The 20,211-nt window shown below is 72.5% G+C and carries 13 protein-coding genes; 6 read left to right on the forward strand and 7 right to left on the reverse strand.

The annotated features are described in order from the left end of the window. Positions 1-119 precede the first annotated feature (119 nt). On the reverse strand, positions 120-2,327 hold the full coding sequence (locus ACIP8W_RS06360) for an ATP-dependent DNA helicase UvrD2 (RefSeq protein WP_402202140.1): 2,208 nt from the start codon (positions 2,325-2,327) through the stop codon (positions 120-122). Positions 2,328-2,409: 82 nt separating this feature from the next. On the opposite strand from ACIP8W_RS06360, the gene ACIP8W_RS06365 reads away from it, so the two are divergent. Further along, complete coding sequence (locus ACIP8W_RS06365; protein ID WP_401946940.1) at positions 2,410-2,535, forward strand: hypothetical protein; 126 nt, start codon at positions 2,410-2,412, stop codon at positions 2,533-2,535. Positions 2,536-2,572: 37 nt separating this feature from the next. Further along, positions 2,573-2,815 (forward strand): mycoredoxin, encoded by a 243-nt coding sequence (locus ACIP8W_RS06370; RefSeq protein WP_401946943.1) that lies wholly within the window; start codon positions 2,573-2,575, stop codon positions 2,813-2,815. 81 nt (positions 2,816-2,896) lie between these two features. Here the strand turns inward: ACIP8W_RS06370 and nudC are convergent, their stop codons facing one another. The 5 genes from nudC to ACIP8W_RS06395 all read right to left on the reverse strand — a co-directional run bounded on the left by nudC (position 2,897) and on the right by ACIP8W_RS06395 (position 12,957). Next, positions 2,897-3,862, reverse strand: coding sequence for an NAD(+) diphosphatase (gene nudC / locus ACIP8W_RS06375; protein ID WP_401946946.1), 966 nt, complete (start codon positions 3,860-3,862; stop codon positions 2,897-2,899). Between the two features lie 40 nt (positions 3,863-3,902). Further along, the gene (locus ACIP8W_RS06380; RefSeq protein ID WP_401946949.1) at positions 3,903-5,324 is read right to left on the reverse strand and encodes a dipeptidase; all 1,422 of its coding nucleotides are present in this window, start codon (positions 5,322-5,324) and stop codon (positions 3,903-3,905) included. Positions 5,325-5,334: 10 nt separating this feature from the next. Next, positions 5,335-8,928: a UvrD-helicase domain-containing protein gene (locus tag ACIP8W_RS06385; protein WP_402202143.1), complete on the reverse strand. Its 3,594-nt coding sequence runs from the start codon at positions 8,926-8,928 to the stop codon at positions 5,335-5,337. A 130-nt stretch (positions 8,929-9,058) separates the two neighbouring features. Next, positions 9,059-12,361: an ATP-dependent helicase gene (locus ACIP8W_RS06390; RefSeq protein ID WP_401946955.1), complete on the reverse strand. Its 3,303-nt coding sequence runs from the start codon at positions 12,359-12,361 to the stop codon at positions 9,059-9,061. A gap of 206 nt (positions 12,362-12,567) precedes the next feature. Beyond that, positions 12,568-12,957 (reverse strand): MGMT family protein, encoded by a 390-nt coding sequence (locus tag ACIP8W_RS06395; protein ID WP_401947434.1) that lies wholly within the window; start codon positions 12,955-12,957, stop codon positions 12,568-12,570. A gap of 245 nt (positions 12,958-13,202) precedes the next feature. Between ACIP8W_RS06395 and ACIP8W_RS06400 the strand changes: the two genes are divergently transcribed. From ACIP8W_RS06400 to ACIP8W_RS06415, 4 genes are all read left to right on the forward strand, one after another. Further along, positions 13,203-16,166 carry a lysylphosphatidylglycerol synthase domain-containing protein gene (locus ACIP8W_RS06400; protein WP_402202145.1) on the forward strand — a complete coding sequence of 988 codons (2,964 nt, stop codon included), beginning with the start codon at positions 13,203-13,205 and terminating at the stop codon, positions 16,164-16,166. Positions 16,167-16,262: 96 nt separating this feature from the next. Then, positions 16,263-17,900 carry an alpha/beta hydrolase gene (locus tag ACIP8W_RS06405; RefSeq protein ID WP_401946960.1) on the forward strand — a complete coding sequence of 546 codons (1,638 nt, stop codon included), beginning with the start codon at positions 16,263-16,265 and terminating at the stop codon, positions 17,898-17,900. After that, positions 17,828-18,661, forward strand: coding sequence for an alpha/beta hydrolase (locus ACIP8W_RS06410; protein ID WP_402202147.1), 834 nt, complete (start codon positions 17,828-17,830; stop codon positions 18,659-18,661). The genes ACIP8W_RS06405 and ACIP8W_RS06410 overlap by 73 nt, the downstream gene beginning before the upstream one ends. After that, positions 18,658-18,777, forward strand: a complete 120-nt coding sequence (locus ACIP8W_RS06415) for an alpha/beta hydrolase (protein ID WP_402202149.1) — start codon at positions 18,658-18,660, stop codon at positions 18,775-18,777. Before ACIP8W_RS06410 ends, ACIP8W_RS06415 begins: the two co-directional genes overlap by 4 nt. A 240-nt stretch (positions 18,778-19,017) precedes the next feature. On the opposite strand, the gene moeZ is transcribed toward ACIP8W_RS06415, so the two are convergent. Next, positions 19,018-20,196 carry an adenylyltransferase/sulfurtransferase MoeZ gene (gene moeZ / locus ACIP8W_RS06420; protein ID WP_401946964.1) on the reverse strand — a complete coding sequence of 393 codons (1,179 nt, stop codon included), beginning with the start codon at positions 20,194-20,196 and terminating at the stop codon, positions 19,018-19,020. Positions 20,197-20,211 lie beyond the last annotated feature (15 nt).

Consider the following 20,211-nt stretch of genomic DNA (forward strand, 5'->3'; position numbering starts at 1 on the left):
GACAAGTAGCTGAACTAAGTAGAGCACGGGACAGGGCTTCGGAGAAGCCGTTGTTCCGTGGTTAAGAACCTATGGGGATTCCTGGGGCGGGCGCAAACTATTTTCCCGACGAGTTTCCATCAACTGTCCCCGGACGCACCGGCACCGTCCTCACCTGCGCAGATGGCCAGCACATCGGCACCGAAGCGGCCCAGCTTGCGGACACCTACCCCGGAGATGCCCGCCAGCTCGCCCGAGGTGCCCGGCACAGCCTCGGCGATCGCCATCAGCGTCTTGTCGGTGAACACGCAGTACGCGGGCTGGCCGATCTGTTCCGCCTGGCCGGCGCGCCAGTCGCGCAGTCGCTCGTACAGCCCCTCGTCCATGTCCGAGGGGCAGTCCTCACAGCGGGTCAGCTTCATCTCCCCGGCGTCGGTGAGCGTCCTGCCGCACACCCGGCACAGCACGGGGCCGCGCCGCTTGCGCCGGGCCGCGCCGCCGCGCTCCACGGATCCGCCCCCGTCCACCGCCGCGCCCCGGGCGACGGGGCCCGCAGAGCCCGGCCGGAGCCCGTTCAGGAAGCGGGTCGGCCTCCGGGAGGCCCGGCCCCCCGGAGAGCGGGAGAGCGCCCAGGAGAGGGTGAGGTGCAGCCTCGCCCGGGTGACGCCGACGTAGAGGAGCCGGCGCTCCTCCTCGATCTGCTCATCGGTCTTGGCGTAGGTGATCGGCATCATTCCCTCGGTCAGCCCCACCAGGAAGACCGCGTCCCACTCCAGGCCCTTCGCCGCGTGGAGCGAGGCGAGCGTGACGCCCTGGACCGTCGGCGCGTGCTGGGCGGCCGCGCGCTCGTCCAGCTCGGCCACCAGATCGGCGAGCGTGGCCGTCGGCTTGGCCCGGACGAAGTCCTCTGCGAGCCGGACAAGGGCGGCCAGCGACTCCCAACGGTCACGGACCGCGCCCGAGCCCGCCGGGGGCTCGGTGGTCCAGCCCTTGGTGGAGAGCACGGCCCGCACCTGTGAGGGCAGCTCCACCACATCGTCGAGCAGCGCGTCATTGCCCCCGAAGCGGGCCGCCCCCCGCAGCGCGGCGCCCGCTTCCCGTACCTCCTGGCGCTCGAAGAAGCGTTCGGCGCCGCGCAGCTGGTAGGGCACCCCGGCGTCGGCGAGGGCCTGTTCGTAGACCTCCGACTGGGCGTTGATCCGGAACAGCACGGCGATCTCACCGGCCGGGACACCGGTGGCGATCAGATCGCGGACCCGGCGGGCGGTGCCCTCGGCCTCGGCGGGCTCGTCCGCGTACTCCGTGCGGACCGGCTCGGGGCCCGGGTCGCGCTGCGAGATCAGTTCGAGCCGGTGCTCGGCGGCCCGTCCGCGCGCCTGGTTCAGCAGGGCGTTGGCCAGGTGGACGACCTGCGGGGTGGAGCGGTAGTCGCGGATGAGCTTCACCACGGTGGCGTTCGGGTGCCGGGTGCGGAAGTTCAGCAGGTGGTCGGGGGTGGCCCCGGTGAAGGAGTAGATCGTCTGGCTGGCGTCACCGACGACGCACAGGCTCTCCCGCTCGCCCAGCCAGAGATCGAGCAGCCGCTGCTGGAGCGGGCTGACGTCCTGGTACTCGTCCACCACGAAGTGCTGGTACTGCCGGCGGATCTGGTCGGCGATGTCGTGCCGGTCCTGGAGGATGCCGACCGTCAGCAGCAGGACGTCCTCGAAGTCGATCACCGAACGCTCGCGCTTCAGCTGCTCGTACATCGCGTAGATCTGGCCGGTCTCCGCCGGGTCGCGCGGGGCCTCGCGGCGGGACTTGGCCACGATCGCCGGATAGTCGGCCGGCACGGTCTGGGTGACCTTCGCCCATTCGATCTCGCTGGTGACATCCCGCAGCTCGTTGCGGTCCAGCCGGATCCGGCAGCGGGCCGCGGCCTCGGCGACGAGCTGGACCTTGCGGTCCAGCAGCCGGGGCAGTTCGCCGCCGACCGCCCTGGGCCAGAAGAACTGGAGCTGGCGCAGCGCCGCCGAGTGGAACGTCCGCGCCTGGACGCCGCCCGCGCCGAGCTGCCGCAGCCGCCCGCGCATCTCGCCCGCCGCCCGGTTGGTGAACGTGACGGCCAGCACGCTGCCCGGCTGGAGTATCCCCGCCCGCACCCCGTACGCGATCCGGTGCGTGATCGCGCGCGTCTTGCCCGTGCCGGCCCCCGCCAGCACGCACACCGGCCCGTGCAGGGCCGTCGCCACCTCGCGCTGCTCCGGGTCCAGCCCTGCGAGCACCGCGTCGGCATCGCGCGGCGGCGTCACGATCTGGCCGCCCTCGGATTCCTGCGGGAACAGTGGGGAGTACGTTGCTGATGTCACCCCGCCATGCTGCCAGGTCCCCGGGGACGGCTGCGGAAGTTGTCCACAGGGGAGGCCCGATGGTCGTACGAATGCCCCGGGAATGGCGGCCGGGCGGCGCGCGTTCGACAGGGTGCGGGCCCCGCGTACGCAGGAGAACCAGGACAACGACGGCGTACGCAGGACGGCGAGCCCGCGCGGAAGCGCGGACGACGCGTCCACCGAGTGACACGAGTGACACAAGAGACAGAGGAGCGCCAGAGACCATGCCGGGCACTGTGACGATGTACAGCACCACGTGGTGCGGATACTGCCGTCGGCTGAAGGGCCAGATGGACCGCGAGGGCATCGCGTACACCGAGATCAACATCGAGCACGACCCGGAGTCGGCGGCCTTCGTCGAGAAGGCGAACGGCGGCAACCAGACGGTGCCGACCTTGCTCTTCCCGAATGGCTCGACGCTGACCAACCCCTCGCTCGCGCAGGTCAAGCAGGCTCTCGGCGCCTGAGCCGAGCCGGGCGCCCATGGTCCGGGCCCTCGCCGGGTACTACCGGCGAGGGCTCTGCCATGGCTCAACCAACAGTTCGGTTCAGCGGATCGGTTCAGCGGATCGGTTCAGCGGCTTGGGCAGGGGCTTGCCGTACCACAGCTCGACCAGGCGCGCGGCGATCGAGATGCCCAGCGGGGGCAGGATCTCGCCGGACTCGATCGCGGCCCTGAGGTCCTCCCGGGAGAACCAGCGCGCCTCCTCGATCTCCTCGCCGTCCACCGTGATCTCCGCCGAGGTGGCGCGGGCCATGAAGCCCAGCATCAGGCTGGACGGGAACGGCCAGGGCTGGCTGGCGATGTACTCGACCTCGCCGACCGTGACGCCCGCCTCCTCGAAGACCTCGCGGGCCACCGACTGCTCTATCGACTCGCCCGGCTCGACGAAGCCCGCGAGCGTGGAGAAGCGCCCCTCCGGCCAGTGGACCTGGCGGCCGAGGAGCGCGCGGTCCTCCTCGTCGGTGACCAGCATGATCACCGCGGGGTCGGTACGTGGGTAGTGCTCGGCGCCGCAGGCCGGGCAGCGGCGGATGTGGCCGGCCGCGGCGATCACCGTACGCTCGCCGCAGCGCGAGCAGAAACGGTGCAGCCGCTGCCAGTTCTCCAGCGCCACCGCGTGCACCATCAGCCCCGCGTCGCGCGCGGACAGCAGCACCCCTGCCTCGCGCAGCCCGGCGGGGCGCGCCGACTGGTCCATCCGTCCGGGGAACGAGTCCTTCTGGAGTGCGAAGTAGCGGACGCCGTCCTCGTCCATACCGAGGAAGTAGCGGTGGGTCTCGGTCAGGGGCGCCTCGAAGGACGGGGTCATGACCAGTTCCGTACGCCCGTCGGGGGTGTCGTCGATCAGCGCCTGCCCGCCCGACACCACGAAGACCCGTGTCGTCGGGTGGCTCCAGGCAGCGGCGAGCCATGCCTCGTCGAGACGGTGGTGCGCGGCCCGGTCGATACCGCTGAGGGCGGTGAGGCCGATGGGACGGTGTGCGGCGGCGTCACCGCTGGTGGTGCTCACAGGTAACTTCCAACTCCCCCGGGGTGGATTGAGTTCTGGATCAGCGGGTGGCCGGCTCGGGGCCGCCGTCGGGGCCGGACTGTCCCAGGTCGCCCCAGAGGTACGCGGTGGTTTCCGCGCCTTTGAGGAGCAGGTCGAGTTCGACTTTCTCGTTCGGTGCGTGCCAGCCGTCGGAGGGTACGGAGATACCCAGGAACAGCACCGGCGCACCCAGCACGTCCTGCAGATCTGCGGCCGGTCCCGAACCGCCCTCGCGGGTGAAGCGGATCTTCCGGTCGAAGGCACGGCCCATGGACCGTACGACCGACTGGAGCGCGGGGTGGTCCAGCGGGGTCAGACAGGGGCGGGTGGCCGCGCCGAAGGTGATGCCGTGGCGGATCCCGGCGGGGATCCTGGCCTCGACCCAGTCGCGTACGGAGCGCTCGATCCGCTCCGGTTCCTGCCCCGGGACCAGCCGGAACGAGAGCTTCAGATGGGCGGAGGACGGGATGATCGTCTTGCCGCCGGGCCCCTGATAGCCGCCGCCGATGCCGTTGACCTCTGCGGTCGGCCGGGCCCAGACGCGCTCCAGGGTGGAGAAGCCCGCCTCCCCGAGGGTGCCGTGCGAACTCGCCGTACGCAGCCACTCCTCCTCCGCGAAGGGCAGCTCCGCGATGAGCGCGCGCTCGGCGTCGGTCAGTTCGGTGACGTCGTCGTAGAAGCCGGGCAGCGTGACGCGTTCGTCCTCGTCGTGCAGGGCCGCGACGAGGCGGGCGGCGACGGTGGCCGGGTTCGGCACGGCGCCGCCGAAGGAACCGGAGTGGATGTCCTGGTCGGGGCCGTACAGCTCGATCTCGCAGTCGGCGAGGCCGCGCATGCCGGTGCAGACGGTCGGGGTGTCCTCGGACCACATGCCGGTGTCGGAGACGATCACGACATCGGCGGCGAGCCGGTCGGCGTGCCGCTCAGCCAGGTCGCGGAAGTTCGGCGAGCCCGACTCCTCCTCGCCCTCGACGAGCAGCTTGAGGTGGACGGCGGGGGTGGCGCGTCCGGTGGCGGCGAGATGTGCCCGTACCCCGAGGGTGTGGAAGAACACCTGCCCCTTGTCGTCCGCGGCACCGCGTCCGTACATCCGGCCGTCCTTGACGACGGGCTCGAACGGGTCGGTGTGCCAGCCCTCCGCGCGGTCGGCGGGCTGGACGTCGTGGTGGCCGTAGACCAGCACGACCGGTGCGTCCGGGGTGTCGGAGGGCCACTCCGCGAAGACCGCGGGGGCGCCCGGTGTGTCCCAGATCTCAGTGACCGGGAAGCCGGTCTCCTTGAGTTTGGCGGCGAGCCAGTCGGCACTGCGCCGTACGTCGGCGTCGTGATCGGGCTGGGCGGATACGGAGGGGATACGCAGCCAGTCGGCGAGGTCGTCGAAGAACGCCGTGCTGTGGGCCCGAATGTAGGAGTGGACGACGTTGTCCGAACTGTCGCTCATGCTGTCGAGCCTAACGGGCTCTGTGGGCTGTCTCGTCTGCCGCGTCCGCCGACCGGACGTCCATGGGTGTGTCTCCGCTCTCTTTGTCGTCGGTGCCCGCCGTCTCTTCGGTCTCTTCGGTCAGCAGGCGTTCCAGCTCCGGGCGGCCGGGCAGCCGGTCGGGGTGGACGACCTCGCCCGTCCGTACGTACACGAACGCGGCCGTCACCGCGGTCAGCGGGACGCCGTACTGCTCGGCCCAGGCCAGCCGGTAGACCGCCAGCTGGAGGGGGTCGCCGGTGCGGGCGCGGTTGGTCTTCCAGTCCACGATCTCGTACGTGTACGCCGCCCGGCCGGTGGCCGGGTCGACCCGCGCGTGACGGTAGACGGCGTCGATACGTCCCCGGATCAGCCGGCCCGCGAGGGTCAGGTGGAAGGGTGCCTCCACGCGGTACGGCGTGCGGCGGGCGAACGGGGTGCGTTCGAACGCGGCCTTGAGCGCGGCTAGGTCGCGCTCGTCCACGATCTCCGGCTCGTCCTCGTCGCCGCCGGGCAGCTCCTCGGGGCCCAGCATCGGGAGCGGCAGCTCCTCGAACCGCGACTCCACCCAGGCGTGGAACCGGGTGCCCCGGCGCGCCGCCGGCCTCGGCGGACGCGGCATGGGCCGGGCCAGCTCCTGGGCGAAACGGCTCGGGTCGGCGGCGAGGCTCAGCAACTGGGTGGCGGAGAGCGACAGCGGTACGAGGACGTCGCGGACGCCGCCCCGAGCGCGCCGCAGCTCACCGGCGAGGGCGTCCAGATCGCGGTCCCAGGAGGCGAGGGTGCGGATCTCCTCCGGGGTGAGCCGGGGGCTCTCGGGCCGGGGGCTCTCGGGCGCCCGGGGGGCGGGGAGGAGCGGGTGCACGGCGTCGGCCGTCGGTGGATCCGGGCGTACGGGCGTCAGGGTGTCCCAGTCGGGTTCCTCGAAGTGCTCGAAGTCATCGACCTCTTCGTAGTCCCCGTCCTCGTGCTCCTCGTGGTGCTCGTAGTGCTCGTAGTCCTCCGGGCCCTCGAAGTGCTCGGGGCCCCCGGCGTCCTCGTCATGCTCGAAGTCGGGTTCCCCCGGCTCCGCCAAGGACTCCTCCTGCGTCCCCGGCGCGTCCAGATACGCCCTGACCGTGTCCGCCGCCCTCCTGCGGCGCGCCATGGACCGCGCGTCCAGCGGGAGGGGCCAGGGGATGGGGGTGGTCGCCGCGGCCAGCGCGGGGTTCTCGTCCGACTCGTCCGGCGCGTCCGCCCACGCCTCGATCTCGCCGTGGCCCGCCGCGCAGTGGTCGTACAGGGCGTGCAGGAAGTCGGACGGGCCCCTGGGGCGCTTCTGGGTGGGGCCCCACCAGTGGCCGGAGCCGAGCAGCAGGGAGCGGGGGCGGGTGAAGGTGACGTAACCGAGGCGCAGCTCCTCGGTGTGCTGATGGGCCTTCATGGCCTCCTTGAACGCCTTGAGGCCCTTCGTGTCCCAGGAACCGATCTCGGGGAGCGTCGGCCCGTCGCCGCGCAGCGCGTGCGGCAGGACCTTCGGCTGGGCCGTCCACGCCTCGCGGGCCCTGCCGCTGGGGAACTGGCCGGTGACCAGGCCCGGGACCGCGACGACGTCCCACTCCAGGCCCTTGGACTTGTGGGCGGTGAGGACCTTGACGGTGTTCTCGCCGCCGGGCAGCGCGTTGTCGAGGCCCTTCTCGTACTGCGCGGCCGTACGGAGGAAGGCCAGGAAGGCCAGCAGTCCGGCCTCCCCGTCGAGCGCGGCGAAGGAGGCCGCCGTGTCGAGGAAGTTGCCGAGGGTCTCGCGGCGGCGGGCGGCCAGGGCGTGCGGGGACGCGGAGAGCTCGACTTCCAGGCCGGTGGTGGCCAGGACCCGGTGCAGGACGTCCATCAGCGGGTCGGCCAGGGAGCGCCGCAGGTCGCGCAGCTCGGCGGCGAGCCGGGCGAAGCGGACCCTGGCGGCGGCGGAGAAGGGCAGGCCGTCCTCCGGGGTGCCCCCCGTGTCCAGGAAGGTGTCGAGCGCGTCGGCGAGCGAGATGACCTCGGCGGGGTCGGTGCCCTCGACCGCCGCGGCCAGCCGCGCGTCGGGGTCGTCCGCGTCGGCGCCGGTCCCCCGGTGGACCAGCAGCCGGGCGCGTCGGCCCAGCAACGCCAGGTCGCGGGGGCCGATGGACCAGCGGGGGCCGGTGAGGAGGCGGACGAGGGAGGCGTTGGCGCCGGGGTCCTGGAGGACCTCGCACATCGCGACGAGGTCGGCGACCTCGGGGAGGTGGAGCAGTCCGGACAGGCCCACGACCTCGACGGGCACCTCGCGGGCCACCAGCGCGCCCTGGATCTCCGGGAAGTCCCCGGCCGTACGGCACAGGACGGCGATCTCGGCGGGCTCCTTGCCGGTCCGTACGAGATGGGCGATCGAGTCGGCGAGCCACTCGATCTCCTCGGCGTGGGTGGGCAGCAGGGCACAGCGCACGCCGCCGTCGCGCTCGGCGCCGGGGGCGGGGCGCAGCGCCTCGACGCCTTCGTGCATCGCGCGCAGGGGCTCGGCGAGGCCGTTGGCGAGGTCGAGGAGGCGGCCGCCGCTGCGGCGGTTCTCGCTGAGGGAGAAGCGGGCGGCGGGGGCGCCGTCCGCGTGCGGGAAGTGGTCGGGGAAGTCGTCGAGGTTGGCCACGGAGGCGCCGCGCCAGCCGTAGATCGCCTGACAGGGGTCGCCGACGGCGGTCACGGCGTGTCCGGTGCCGCCGCCGAAGAGGCCGGAGAGCAGCAGCCGCTGGGCGACCGACGTGTCCTGGTACTCGTCGAGGAGGACGACGCGGAACTCGTCCCGCAGGAGCGCGCCGACCTCGGGTCTGGTGGCGGCGAGGCGGGCGGAGAGGGCGATCTGGTCGCCGAAGTCGAGGAGGTCGCGGGCGCTCTTGGCCTCGCGGTAGCGCCCGACGAGTTCGAGCAGCTCATGGCGGGCGAGGGCGGCCTCGGGGACCTTGCGCAGCTCGGCGTTGCCGAGGCGGACGCCGTCCAGGGTGGCGAGCAGCTCCGTGTCGTACGCGGCGAGCGCGGCGGGCTCCACGAGGTGCTCGGACAGCTCGCCGTCGAGCGCGAGCAGATCGCTGACCAGCGCGGGGAGCGTCTTGGTCAGCGCCGGGTACGGTCCCGGGGCGTCCCGCAGGACGCGCGCGGCGAGCTGGAAGCGGGTGGCGTCGGCGAGCAGCCGGGAGGTGGGCTCCAGGCCGATCCGCAGCCCGTGGTCGGTCAGGAGCCGGCCCGCGAAGGCGTGGTACGTGGAGATGCGGGGCTCGTCCGGCGGATGCTCGGGGTCGATGCTGTCCGGGTCGGTGACCCCGGCCCTGACCAGCGCCTTGCGGACGCGCTCGGCCAGCTCGCCCGCCGCCTTGTTGGTGAACGTCAGGCCGAGGACCTGCTCGGGGGCGACCTGTCCGCTGCCCACCAGCCACACCACCCGGGCCGCCATCACCGTGGTCTTCCCGGAGCCGGCTCCGGCCACGATGACCTGCGGGGCGGGCGGCGCCGTGATGCAGGCCGTCTGCTCCGGGGTGAAGGGGATCCCGAGAAGCTCCTTGAGCTGCTCGGGATCGGTGAGGTGTACGGACACATCGGGAAGGTTAACCGCCACCACTGACAACGCCCGCCGGACCGGAGATCGCAGACCGGAGACCGGAGACCGCAGGTCACAGGCCACGGATCACGGTTCACTTCACGGATCACGGATCACGGATCACGGATCACTCCACGATCTGACCGCCCTCGGGCTGCGCGCTGCACGACGCGCGGAACGCGCAGTGCCCGCAGTGCGCCCCGGTGGCCGGGGTGAAGCGTTCGTCGAGTACGCGTCCGGCGGCGGTCGTCAGGAGTTCGCCGACCCACTCCCCCGTCAGCGGCTCCTGCGCCTGGATCCTGGGGAGTGCGTCACCGCCCTCCTTCTTGGGCGCCGGCTGGCGCAGCTGGACGAGTTCGGCGCCGCCCGGTTCGGGGCGGCGGCCGTCGAAGACCTCGTCGAGCGCGCCCTCGCGCACGGCGAGCTGGTAGACGGCGAGCTGGGGGTGGCGGGCGACCTCGTCCTTGGTGGGGACCTGTTTGCCGGTCTTGAAGTCGACGACATAGGCGCGGCCCTGTCCGTCCCGCTCGACGCGGTCCATGGAGCCCCGGATGCGCACTTCGTACGTTCCCGCTTCGAGGGTGACGTCGAAGCCGTGCTCGGTGGCGGCGGGGGTGCGGCCGCCCCGGTCCATGACGTGCCAGCTCAGAAAGCGTTCGAGCGCCACGCGCGCGTGCTCCTTCTCCTGGCGGGACTTCCAGGGTGCGTCGAAGGCGAGCGCGTCCCATACGGAGTCCAGGCGTTCCATGAGGACGTCGAGATCGGCGGGGGTACGGCCGGAGGCCACCTCGTCGGCCAGTACGTGGACGACGTTGCCGAAGCCCTGGGCGGCGGTGGCGGGCGCGTCGGCCTTCACCTCGCGGCCCAGGAACCACTGGAGCGCGCAGGTGTGGGCCAGCTGCTCCAGGGCGCTCCCGGAGAGCGCGACGGGCTGGTCCCGGTCGCGCAGCGGGACCGGGCTGCGGGTCGGTTCGTACATGCCCCACCAGCGGTCCGGGTGGGCGGCGGGTACGAGCGCCCGGCCGTCCTCGTCGCCGAGCGCCGCGAGCCGGGCGAGCCTGCGGGCGGCGGCGTCCCTGAGGGCCGGGGAGGCGGCCGGGTCGACGGTGGTGGCGCGCAGTTCGGCGACGAGCGGGGCGACGGCGAGGGGGCGGCGGGGGCGGCCGGTGATGTCCCTGGGTTCGACGCCGAGTTCGGTGAGGAAGCGGGAGGGCTGGTCGCCGTCGTCGGCGGGCGCCTTGACGGCGGTGACGACGAGCCGTTCGCGGGCGCGGGTGGCCGCTACGTAGAACAGCCGTCGCTCCTCCGTAAGGAGGGCACCGGGAGTGAGCGGTTCGGCGAGTCCGTCGTGGCCGATCCGGTCGGCCTCCAGGAGGGAGCCGCGCCGCCGCAGGTCGGGCCAGAGCCCTTCCTGGACCCCGGCGACGACGACGAGGCGCCATTCGAGCCCCTTGGCGCGGTGTGCCGTCATCAGCCGTACGGCGTCGGGGCGCACGGCCCGGCGGCTGAGGGTGTCGGCGGCGATGTCCTGCGCGTCCAGCTCCTCCAGGAAGTTCAGCGCGCCCCGGCCGCCGACGCGCTTCTCGGCGCGGGCGGCGGTGTCGAAGAGCGCGCAGACGGCGTCGAGGTCGCGGTCGGCGGTGCGGCCGCCGACGCCGCCGCGCAGGGCGGCGCGTTCGAGCCGCCCCGGCCAGGTGGTGCCGTTCCACAGCTCCCAGAGGGCCTCCTCGGCGGTGCCGCCCCCTTCGAGCCGCTCGCGCGCCGTGCGCAGGAGCGCGCCGAGCCGCTGCGCGCCCCTGGCGTACGCGGGGTCGTGCGCCACCAGCCGCTCGGGCTCGGCGAGCGCCCGTGTGAGCAGGGTGTCGGAGGGCGCGGGCACCCGGGTCCCGGCGGCCCGTTCCTCGTCCCGCAGCGCGCGGCCGAGCCTGCGCAGATCGGCGGCGTCCATGCCGCCCAGCGGCGACGCGAGGAGGGTGAGCGCGGTCTCCGTGTCCAGCCAGCTCCCCGGTTCCGGTGGGCCGTCCCCGACGGGCCGGCGCACCGTCGCCGTGGCCACCGCCCTGAGCGCGGTCAGCAGCGGCGCCACGGCGGGTTCGTGGCGCAGGGGTACGTCGTCCCCGTCCACCTCCAGCGGCACCCCCGCCGAGGTCAGCGCGCGGCGGACGGACGGGATGGTGCGGCCCCCGGAGCGGACCAGGACGGCCATGTCCTTCCAGGGGACGCCGTCCTCCAGATGCGCCCGGCGCAGGATGTCCGCGATGTTCTCCAGCTCCGTGGACGGGGTCGGGAAGGTGTACGTCTCGACCCGGCCGCCCTCCCGTACGGCGGCCGGCTCGCGGTGGGCGCGTACCTTCTCGGCGGGCAGCCGGTTCAGCGGCATCCGGCGGGTCAGCAGCCGGGTCGCCGCCAGCAGCGCGTCGCCCGAGCGGCGTGAGACGGTGAGCACCTCGACGGGCGCCGGGTCGCCGCCGGGGCGCGGGAAGGCGTACGGGAAGTCGAGGATGCCATTGACGTCGGCGCCCCGGAAGGCGTAGATCGACTGGTCCGGATCGCCGAAGGCGACCAGTGTGCGGCCCCCGCCCGCCAGCGCGCGCACCAGCCGGACCTGCGCCGGATCGGTGTCCTGGTACTCGTCGACGAACACCGCGTCGTACCGCTCCATGAGGCGCGTCCCGACCTCGGGGCGCCCGGTGAGGCGTACCGCCTGGTGGACCAGTTCCGTGTAGTCGAGCGCCCCCTGCATGCCCAGGTTGTCCAGGTATTCGGCGAGAAAGGACGCGGCGGCCGACCAGTCGGGGCGGCCCGCCCGGCGGGCGAACGCGCCCAGCTCGGCCGGGTCGAGGCCCAGCTCACGGCTGCGGGCCAGCACGGCCCGTACCTCGTCGGCGAACCCGCGCGTGGTCAGACACGCCCGCAGTTCGTCCGGCCAGCGCACCCGCGAACGCCCCTCGCGCTCCAGCTGGAGCTGGCCCGCGAGCAGTTCCCGTACGACGAGGTCCTGCTCGGGTCCGGAGAGCAGCCGCAGCGGCTCGCTGAAGAGATCGGCCTCCTGGTGGGCGCGGATCAGGGCGTAACAGAAGGAGTGGAAGGTGGTCGCCTGCGGTCCGCGCCTGCCGCCGAGCCGTACCGCCATCCGGTCGCGCAGCTCCACCGCCGCCTTGCGGCTGAAGGTGAGCACCAGGATCCGTTCGGGGTCCGCGCCCCGGCCGACCCGCGCGGCCACGGATTCCACCAGGGTCGTGGTCTTGCCCGTACCCGGCCCGGCCAGCACCAACAGAGGACCCGACCGATGGTCAACCACGCGCCGCTGCGCTGCGTCCAGCAGAGGGGGATCCACCGGGACCGGCGCGGTACGCACCAGCCGGTACGCGCCGGGGGTCTGCCGCGCCCGACGGTGTGGGGTACGCCCGGGGAAAGAAGAGGAGCTCACGTGGATCGCCGGTCCTGGAAGGGGTGCTGGTGGTGACGGAGCCAGGACGGTTGACGGATGCCGGTGTCCTGGCGGGGGCGCGCGCGGCGCGTGCCGACGACGCTACGCGGTCGGGGAGCCCGACCGCGCACGGCCCGTCCCCGGGGCCGGGCGCTCCGGCCCAGGACCGCCGGGACATCCCTGGTACGCCCGGATGGCGGAAGCTGTCATATGTGAGCCATCCCGCCCGGGTCCGTACCGTCCCAGCGCGCCCGCCGCATGTCCAGCCGCGGCACATGCCCCTGCGCCGAGCGCGCCGCCGAGCGCAGCGGGGTGCCCTCCGCCCGGTAGTGCTCCAGGGCCCGCAGCTCGTGTCCCGGCAGCAGCGCCCCGTCCGAGCGGACCACGCGCCACCACGGCACGGCGCCGCCGTAGAGCGCCATGGCCCGGCCCACCTGGCGCGGGCCGCCGTCGCCGAGCCACTCCGCGACATCGCCGTACGTCATCACCCGGCCGGGTGGAATCAGCTCGGCGACATCGAGCACCCGCTCCGCGTACGCGGGAAGCTCCTCCGCCTGCTCTTCCCCCACCTGCTCCCCGGGCTCCTCGTTCGTCATCCGGTCCATCCTGCCGCACGCCACCGACAACTCCTCGGGGCCGCCGCACCGGAACGCGTCCGAACGGTCACCCTGGGTATGCACACACACGAGGTGTACACGCACAAAGGGAGGTATCTCGCACGTCCGATGCCCCCGCAATGCACCCTGATGCCCCCGTCTGTCATGAGCCCATGCCACCATCATCCGGGCGGTGACAGGTGATACGAGACCAAGACGAGACGGATTCGGCGAAGGAGCGGGCGGTGCGGCCTCACGAGGCAGCGGATACCTCCGGCGCTGAGCCGCGCCCGGACACCACCGGGAAGGACACCACCGGAACGGACAGAGCGGCGGTCGGGGCGACGGACCGAACCGGAACGGACGCGGCCGACCAAAACCGGACAGACGCGGCGACGACCGAGGCCGCGGACCGCCCCCGGACAGCCGACGCGACGACCGAGGCCGCGGACCGCACCCGGACAGCCGACGCGACGACCGAGGCCGCGGACCGCACCCGGACAGCCGACGCGACGGCCGAAGCCGCGGACCGCACCCGGACAGCCGACGCGACGGCCGAAGCCGCGCCCGACACCGGCAGCACCGTCGCCGGTCTCTGCCCCCGCGACGACGGCGCCTCCCGCGCCGACCGGGTATCCGGTGACGAGCCGCTGCTCGCCGCCCGGGTGCACCGCCCCTCCGATCTGCTGCGGCTGCTCATCGGCGTCCTCGGCATCGCCCTGGTCATCGGGCTCTCCGCCTTCGCCCACGGCACCACCTCCGGCCTGGAACAGGACATCAGCAAGGGCACCGGCCAGGCCCCCGACCTGTTCGTCAAGCTGGCCGGTCTGGTGTCGAGCATCGCCGTGCTGCTCGTCCCGGTCGCGTTCGCGATCGAGCGGCTGATAAAGCGGGACGGCCTGCGGATCGCGGACGGCGTCCTCGCCGCCGTCCTGGCGCACGGCGTCACGCTCGCCACCGACCTCTGGGTCGCCAGGGCCGCCCCCGACTCGATCCAGGACGCGCTGACCAGGCCGCAGATCGGCGGTCCGGGGCTCACCGATCCCGTACACGGCTATCTCGCGCCCGTCATCGCGTACATGACGGCGGTCGGGATGGCGCGCAGACCCCGGTGGCGGGTGGTGCTCTGGGTGGTGCTGCTGCTCGACGCCTTCGCGATGCTCGTCGCCGGATACACCACGCCGTTCTCGATCGTGCTGACCGTGCTGATCGGCTGGAGCGTCGCGTACGGCACGCTCTACACCGTCGGCTCGCCCAATGTGCGGCCCACCGGCCAGACGCTGATGGCGGGGCTGCGCCGGGTCGGGTTCCGGCCGGTCAGCGCGATGCGCGCCGACGAGGCGGCCGACGCCAGCGAGCAGGGCGACCGGGGACGCCGCTATCTGGTCACCCTGGAGGACGGGCCACCGCTCGATGTCACCGTCGTCGACCGCGAACAGCAGGCGCAGGGCTTCTTCTACCGGGTCTGGCAGCGGCTGACGCTGCGCTCCATCACCACCCGAAGATCCATCCCCTCCCTGCGCCAGGCCCTCGAACAGGAGGCGCTGCTCGCGTACGCGGCCATCGCCGCCGGCGCCAACGCCCCCAAACTGATCGCCACCTCCGAGCTGGGCCCCGACGCCGTCATGCTCGTGTACGAGCACCTCGGCGCGCGCTCTCTCGATTCGCTGGCGGACTCCGAACTCACCGACGAGCTGGTACGGGGCGCCTGGCGCCAGGTGGAGGCCCTCCAGTCGCGGCGGATCGCCCACCGCCGGCTCACCGGGGACGCGCTGGTCGTGGACCGTACGGGCAAGGTGATCCTGACCGAACTGCGCGGCGGCGAGATCGCGGCGGGCGATCTGGTGCTGCGGATGGACACCGCGCAGATGCTCACCACCATGGGGCTGCGGGTGGGCGCCGAGCGCTCGGTCGCCGCGGCGGTCGAGGTGCTGGGTCCGGACGCCATCGCCGACTCGCTGCCGCTGCTCCAGCCGATCGCGCTGAGCCGCTCCACGCGCGCGACGCTGCGCCGGCTCGCCCGTGAACGCTCGCAGCGCGAGCGCGAGGCCGTCCTCCAGGCGTCGGAGGCCAACAAGCACGCCAAGGCGGTGGAGCACGCCGCCGCCGAGAGCGACCGCAAGGCCGCGCGGAAGTCCCTGCGCGCGGAGAAGCAGGCGGAGAAGCGCGCCATAGACGAGGCGCTCGACGAGGCGCGCGAGGAGGATCTGCTCTCCCAGATGCGCCGGCAGGTGCTGCTGATCAGACCACAGGCACCGGTCGAACCGGTCCGGCTCGAACGGATCAAGCCCCGGACGCTCTTCAGCTTCATCGCCGGGGCCGTCGCCGCGTACTTCCTGCTCACGCAGATCACCCAGGTGGACTTCGGCTCGGTCGTCAGCGACGCGCACTGGGGCTGGGTGCTCGCGGCCCTGGCGTTCTCGGCGCTCAGCTATGTCGCGGCGGCGATGAGCCTGCTCGGTTTCGTACCGGAGCGCGTGGGGTTCGGGCGTACGGTCCTGGCGCAGGTCGCCGGGTCCTTCGTCAAGATCGTCGCGCCGGCGGCGGTCGGCGGGGTGGCGCTCAACACCCGCTTCCTCCAGCGCGCGGGGGTGCGGCCGGGGCTCGCCGTCGCCAGCGTCGGCGCCTCGCAGCTCTTCGGGCTGGGCGCGCACATCCTGCTGCTGTTGTCGTTCGGTTATCTGACCGGTACGGAGAAGACCGCGTCGCTCACCCCGTCCAGGACGGTGATCGCGGGGCTGCTGACCGTCGCCGTGCTGGTGCTGGTCGTGACCGCGATCCCGTTCCTGCGCAAGTTCGTGGTGACCCGGCTGCGCTCGCTGTTCGCCGGGGTGGTGCCACGCATGCTCGATGTGCTCCAGCGGCCGATGAAGCTGCTCACCGGCATCGGCGGGATGCTGCTGCTGACGGGCGTGTTCGTGATGTGTCTGGACGCCTCGATCCGGGCGTTCGACAACGGCAACCAGCAGCTGAGCTACGCGAGCATCGCGGTGGTCTTCCTCGCGGGCAACGCGCTGGGCTCGGCGGCGCCGACGCCGGGTGGAGTGGGCGCGGTCGAGGGCGCGCTGACGCTGGGTCTGCTGGCGGTCGGCCTGCCGAAGGAGGTCGCCGCCCCCGCCGTACTGCTCTACCGGCTGCTGACGCTGTGGCTGCCGGTGCTGCCGGGGTGGCTGAGCTTCAGCCACCTCACACGCAAGGGAGCGCTCTGACCCCACCGCGCTCCGACGCGGCCCGTGGACGGCGTACGCCACCCGCATGGACCGCGGCCCCGCGCGCCCCGGGCGCCCCGGGCGCACCATGGGTCCATGCCAACCTTCTCCGCCCGGCGCTCCACGGCCCTGGCCGCCGTCACCGCCGCCGCACTGCTGGCCGCCACCGGATGCTCGGACAGCTCGGGTTCCTCGGGCGGGGGTTCCGGGGACGGGACCTCGCACAGCGGGACCTCGCACGGTGTGACCTCCCGCAGCGGACACTCCGCCGGTACGCCCCTCCCCTCCGCCCTCACCTCGCAGCGGCTCACCTGGAAGGGCTGCGGGGCCCCGACGACCGCGGAGGGCGGCGGGACGGCCCCGTCCCCGCTGCCCGGCGGGACGACGTGGGAGTGCTCCGTGATGAAGGTTCCCCTCGACTACGCCAAGCCGTCGGGCGACACGATCGGGCTGGCCCTCATCCGCGCCAGGGCCCGTGACACGAAGAAGCGGATCGGATCGCTCGTCTTCAACTTCGGCGGCCCCGGCGGCTCCGGGATCACCGGGCTGCCGTCCTTCGCCAAGGACTACGAGAAGCTCAGGTCCCGCTACGACCTGGTGAGCTTCGATCCGCGCGGGGTCGGCAGCAGCGCCGGGATCCGGTGCGAGAGCGACCGGCAGCTCGACGCGTACTTCGCGCAGGACGCCATGCCGGCCACGGCCGCCGAGGAGCGGACGTACGTCAAGAACCTGACCGACTTCGCCGCCTCCTGCGAGAAGAACTCGGGGAAGCTCCTCCCGTACGTCGGTACGACCAGCGCGGCCCGCGACATGGAGCTGATGCGCCAGGTCCTCGGCGACGACAAGCTCCACTACTTCGGGATCTCGTACGGCACCGAGCTGGGCGGCGTCTACGCCCATCTCTATCCGAAGTCCGTGGGCCGGGCGGTCTTCGACGCGGTCGTCGACCCGACGCAGGACTCCGAACAGGGCTCGCTCGGCCAGGCGAAGGGCTTCCAGCTCGCCCTGACCAACTTCGAGAAGGACTGTGTCGCGCGCGGCGACGCGTGCAGGCTGCCCGGCAGCACCCCCCAGGAGATCGAGTCGTTCATCATCAAGCTGGTCGACCGGATCGGCAAGCAGCCGATCGCGGGCAGCGGCGCCCGGAAGCTGACGGGGACCCAGGCCACCAACGGCATCGCCCAGGCGCTCTACTCGAAGGACTTCTGGCCCTATCTGGAGCAGGGGCTCGACGACGCGGACGGCGGCAGCGGCGCGCTGCTGCTCGCCCTCTCCGACTCGATGAACGGCCGTGACCAGAACGGCGGGTACAGCAACATCCAGGCGGCCAACTCGGCGGTCAACTGCGCCGACTCCAAGGAGCGCTACAGCCTGGCGCAGACCAAGGCGAAGCTCCCCGAGTTCCGCGCGGCGTCGCCGGTCTTCGGCGACTTCCTGGGCTGGGGGCTGATGGGCTGCTCCAAGTGGCCGGTGCCCGGCCAGTGGACGCATCCGGACGTCAGCGCGCCGGGCTCGGCCCCGATCGTGATCATCGGCAACACCGGCGACCCGGCGACCCCGTACGCGGGTGCCAAGGCGATGTCCGACGCGCTGGGCAAGGGCGTCGGCGTCGAGGTCACCTACCACGGGCAGGGCCATGGCTCGTACGACAGCGGCAACGCGTGCGTGCAGAAGGCCGTCAACGACTATCTGCTGAACGGCAAGGTGCCTGCGGCGGGGACGGTCTGCCGCTGACCCATCGTTCGGAAACCCGCCGACCTGCCGACCCCGCCGACCCCGCCGACCTGCCGATCCCCTCGCGCGTCGGGCGGCTCACCCTCGACGCGGTCGTCGACCCGACCGCCGACTACATAGGCCACTCCCGCAACCAGACGCTCGGCTTCCAGCGCGCCCTGGACAACTACTTCCGCGACCGGGACATCGACCCCGAGGACGGCACCGCGCGCGTGGTGCGGCTCCTGGACCGGCTGGACGCCGAGCCGCTGCCGACCGCCTCGGGCCGGACGCTCACCCAGAGCCTCGCGCTCGCCGGGATCATCATCCCGCTGTACGCGCGGGAGAACTGGCCCTGTCCGACCCAGGGGCTCGACGACGCCGAGGCCGGGGACGGCACCGAGCTGCTGCGGCTGGCGGACTCGTACAACGGCCGGGATTCCCAGGGCCGTTACCGCACCTCGCGCCACTCGCAGCGGGCCATATCCTGCGCGGACGCGCAGGGCAGGGTGAGCGCCGAGGAGGTCCGCTCCGGGCTGCCGGCGGACTTCCGGCGGGTGTCGCCGGTCTTCGGGCCGTATCTGGCCTGGGACCTGGCGGGCTGGTGCGCCGACTGGCCGGTCCCCGGCCGCCGGTCCCCGGCGCGCGAGAGACCACGGGTGGCGGCGGCGGGCGCGGCCCCGATCCTGGTGGTCGGCGGCACGGGTGATCCGGCGACCCCGTACGAGGGCGCGCAACGGATGGCACGGGCTCTGGGCGAGGCCGTGGGAGGGTGCTGGTGACCTATGAGGGCGAGGGCCATGGCGCGTACCCCACCGGGGACAGCTGCGTGAGGGCGGCGGTCGACGGCTACTTTCCTGCGCGGCGAGATACCCGCCTCGGGACGCGCTGCGGGTAGGAGGCCGCGCGAGAGCCATCGGCCCGCGACGCCACCCCGCCTGCTCACACGACACCCACGGCACCCACGGCCCGGAACGGCCGAGAGGGCTGTCCGCGCGGCGTGCGCGAACGGCCCTCTCCGGGAATGCGGCCCTGCGGTCCGGGAATCCGGGAATCCGGATCCTGGAACGCCGGCCCTACGGGTCCCGTGGATCCCGGCCTACGGGTCCCGTGGGTCCCGTGGGTCCCGGAATCCGGATCAGTAGATCGGCTTGTGCGGCTCGATCTGGTTGACCCAGCCGATCACTCCGCCGCCGACGTGCACCGCGTCGGAGAAGCCCGCCGACTTGAGCACCGCGAGGACTTCCGCACTGCGGACACCCGTCTTGCAGTGCAGGACGATCTTCTTGTCCTGCGGCAGGGTCGCCAGGGCGGTGCCCATCAGGAACTCGTTCTTCGGGATCAGCTTGGCGCCGGGGATCGAGACGATCTCGTACTCGTTCGGCTCCCGGACATCGATGATCTCGATGTTCTCCTTCTCGTCGATCCACTCCTTGAGCTGCTTGGGAGTGATCGTCGCGCCCGCCGCCGCCTCCTGGGCCTCCTCGGACACGACGCCACAGAATGCCTCGTAGTCGATCAGCTCGGTGACGGTGGGGTTGGCGCCGCAGACCACGCAGTCGGGGTCCTTGCGGACCTTGACCTGGCGGTACTGCATCTCCAGGGCGTCGTAGATCATCAGGCGGCCGACCAGCGGGTCGCCGATACCGGCCAGCAGCTTGATGGCCTCGGTGACCTGGATGGAGCCGATGGACGCGCAGAGCACGCCCAGCACGCCGCCCTCGGCACAGGAGGGGACCATGCCCGGCGGCGGGGGCTCCGGGTAGAGGCAGCGGTAGCAGGGTCCGTGCTCGGACCAGAACACGCTGGCCTGGCCGTCGAAGCGGTAGATCGAGCCCCAGACGTACGGCTTGTCGAGGAGCACGCAGGCGTCGTTCACCAGGTAGCGGGTGGCGAAGTTGTCCGTGCCGTCCACGATCAGGTCGTACTGCGAGAAGATCTCCATCACGTTCTCGGCCTCGAGCCGCTCCTCGTGAAGGACGACGTTCACATACGGGTTGATCCCGAGGACGGAATCCCGCGCGGAGGCGGCCTTGGAGCGGCCGATGTCCGCCTGGCTGTGGATGATCTGGCGCTGGAGGTTCGACTCGTCGACCTCGTCGAACTCCACGATGCCGAGCGTGCCGACACCGGCCGCGGCCAGGTACATCAGGGCCGGGGAGCCGAGACCGCCGGCGCCCACGCACAGCACCTTCGCGTTCTTCAGCCGCTTCTGCCCGTCCATCCCGACGTCCGGAATGATCAGATGACGGGAGTACCTGCGGACCTCGTCGACGGTGAGCTCGGCAGCGGGCTCGACCAGGGGTGGCAGCGACACAGAGACCTCAACAAG

This window comes from Streptomyces sp. NPDC088554, from assembly GCF_044752945.1.
GTDB lineage: Bacteria > Actinomycetota > Actinomycetes > Streptomycetales > Streptomycetaceae > Streptomyces.

Bases quoted from the DNA above. Each gene is read 5' to 3' on its own strand.
- ACIP8W_RS06370 (WP_401946943.1), top strand. From the start codon at position 2,573: ATGCCGGGCACTGTGACGATGTACAGCACCACGTGGTGCGGATACTGC.
- ACIP8W_RS06405 (WP_401946960.1), top strand. From the start codon at position 16,263: ATGCCAACCTTCTCCGCCCGGCGCTCCACGGCCCTGGCCGCCGTCACC.
- ACIP8W_RS06365 (WP_401946940.1), top strand. From the start codon at position 2,410: ATGGCGGCCGGGCGGCGCGCGTTCGACAGGGTGCGGGCCCCGCGTACG.
- ACIP8W_RS06380 (WP_401946949.1), bottom strand. From the start codon at position 5,324: ATGAGCGACAGTTCGGACAACGTCGTCCACTCCTACATTCGGGCCCAC.
- ACIP8W_RS06395 (WP_401947434.1), bottom strand. From the start codon at position 12,957: ATGACGAACGAGGAGCCCGGGGAGCAGGTGGGGGAAGAGCAGGCGGAG.